We start from the raw sequence: 1,973 nt of genomic DNA, 5'->3' as shown, positions 1-1,973 counted from the left end.
ACCCGCGCCGTGCCGGAACTCGTCGCCACCGTGATCGAGGGCCCGAACGACGTCGAGGCGGCCGAACTGCTGGGATCGCTGGCGCGGGACACGCAGTGGGCGGATCGCATCCTGGGCGCACTGGCCGGCGAGCTGGCCGCGCACCCGCCGGGTTCACCGGTGCGGCTGCGGCTGGCCCAGGCGCTGGCGGAGCTGCCCGGCTCCCTCGCGCTGAATACGTTGCGGCCCTTGGTACACGACGACGATCGGGCCGTCGCGCTGCTCGCCGCGGCGCTCGTCCGCACGCTCGAACACGGGCCACCGGCGGATCCCGAGTCCACCGAATCCGCATGATCGCGCCGCGCGCGGGTATCACCCGATGCGCGGGGCGAGAGGAGTGACGTGATGCGGTTGCGGCGCAGCACGCCCTACGGTGCCGGAATACGCCGGGTGCGACGAGGCAGAGGCTTTTCCTATACCGACGAGAACGGCGTCCCGGTCACGGATCCCGAAGTGACACAACGCATCGACGCACTGGTGATCCCGCCGGCCTGGCGGAAGGTGTGGATCTGCCCGCATGCTCAGGGACACATCCAAGCGGTGGGGGTGGATGCGGCGGGGCGGCGGCAGTATCTGTATCACGAACAGTGGCGGCGTGAACGCGACGAGGAGAAGTTCGACCGCATGCTCGAGGTGGCGGCGCAACTGCCGAACCTGCGCGAGCAGGTGAGCGCCGATCTGCGGCGTTCCGGATCGGACCGGCGGCGCGTGGAGGCGGTGGCGATCGGACTGCTCGATCGCGGTGTCTTCCGTATCGGCGGCGAAGAATATGCGGAGGAGAACGGCACCCGCGGTGTCGCCACCCTCCTGCGCGAACAGGTCCGGGTCTCGGGGGAGGAGATGCGATTCGACTATGTGGCCAAGGGCGGAATCCGCCGGCAGGTGCGCATCGTCGAACCGGACCTCGCCCGGGCCGTGCGGTCGTTGCGGCGCAATCGCAGCCCCAGCGGGCGGCTGCTGGTCTACCGCGAACACCGGCACTCGAGCGAACTGCGTTCCGGCGACATCAACGCCCGGTTCAAAGCGCTGGTCGGAGACGACCACAGCGCCAAGGACTTTCGCACTTGGCAGGCGACGGTGCTGGCCGCCGCCGGTTTGGCGGCCACCGAATGCCCGAACTCGCAGCGGCGCCGCAACAGCGCCGTGCGGCAGGTGATGACCGAGGTGGCCGAGGCGCTGGGCAACACCCCCACCGTGGCCCGCAACTCCTACGTCGACCCACGCGTGATCGTGGCGTGGGAGCGGGGCCGGACCATCGCGGCGGCCTCGCGGCGGGCGCGGCGCGCGCCCCGCGAGGACGAGCGCCGAGCCATCGTCGAGCGAGCCGTGCTGCGCCTGCTGCGCTCGACCGCGAACGGGAAGTGATCCGCGCGTCGCACCGCGATGCCGGACCGAGAACAATGTCGGCCGGGGACGTTTGCCCGAGAACGCCGGGGTACTCGGAGCCCATGACCGAGATCGACAACGCGACCCGCATCGAGGCCGACTCGGTGACGGGAAACCTGGACCTCATGACCATCGTGGGCGCCGCGCATACCGCACAGTCGAACTGGGCGCGCACACCCGCGGCGAGCCGGGCCGAGGCGCTGCGTGCCGGGGCGACCGCATTGCGCGAGCACGCCGACGAACTCGCCGCCACGCTCGAAGCCGAGACCGGCCGTCCCGCCGACTCGGGGCGCGAGGGGGTGCTCGCGGGCGCCGGCACGCTGGACCAGTATGCCGAGCTGGGACCGGTCCATCGCGGTCACACCCTGCAGGGCAGTTGGGACGCAACGGATTTCATGATCGCCCAGCCGCGCGGCGTCGTGGTCGCCCTGACACCGTGGAACGATCCGGTCGCCATCGCGGCGGGACTGGTCGGCGCCGCACTGGCGACCGGAAATGCGGTGGTGCACAAGCCCAGTGAGCGGTGCCCGCAAACCGGTGCGCTGTTC

General features: G+C 71.1%; 2 protein-coding genes and 1 pseudogene. All 3 read left to right on the top strand.

Going from position 1 to position 1,973, the window contains the following annotated elements:
• Positions 1-333: pseudogene (locus ON23_RS14120) on the top strand (hypothetical protein); the annotation flags it as partial.
• A 51-nt stretch (positions 334-384) separates the two neighbouring features.
• Complete coding sequence (locus ON23_RS14115; RefSeq protein WP_039778680.1) at positions 385-1,404, top strand: DNA topoisomerase IB; 1,020 nt, start codon at positions 385-387, stop codon at positions 1,402-1,404.
• Between the two features lie 83 nt (positions 1,405-1,487).
• On the top strand, positions 1,488-1,973 hold a 486-nt coding region (locus ON23_RS14110), incomplete at its 3' end, for an aldehyde dehydrogenase family protein (protein WP_039778679.1).

It is taken from the genome of Nocardia cerradoensis NBRC 101014 (genome assembly GCF_000308535.1).
In the GTDB taxonomy this organism is placed as follows: domain Bacteria; phylum Actinomycetota; class Actinomycetes; order Mycobacteriales; family Mycobacteriaceae; genus Nocardia; species Nocardia cerradoensis.
The sequence above is the reverse complement of the archived record's forward strand: the minus strand, read 5'-3'. Positions and strand labels throughout refer to the sequence as shown.

Bases quoted from the DNA above. Each gene is read 5' to 3' on its own strand.
- ON23_RS14115 (WP_039778680.1), top strand. From the start codon at position 385: ATGCGGTTGCGGCGCAGCACGCCCTACGGTGCCGGAATACGCCGGGTG.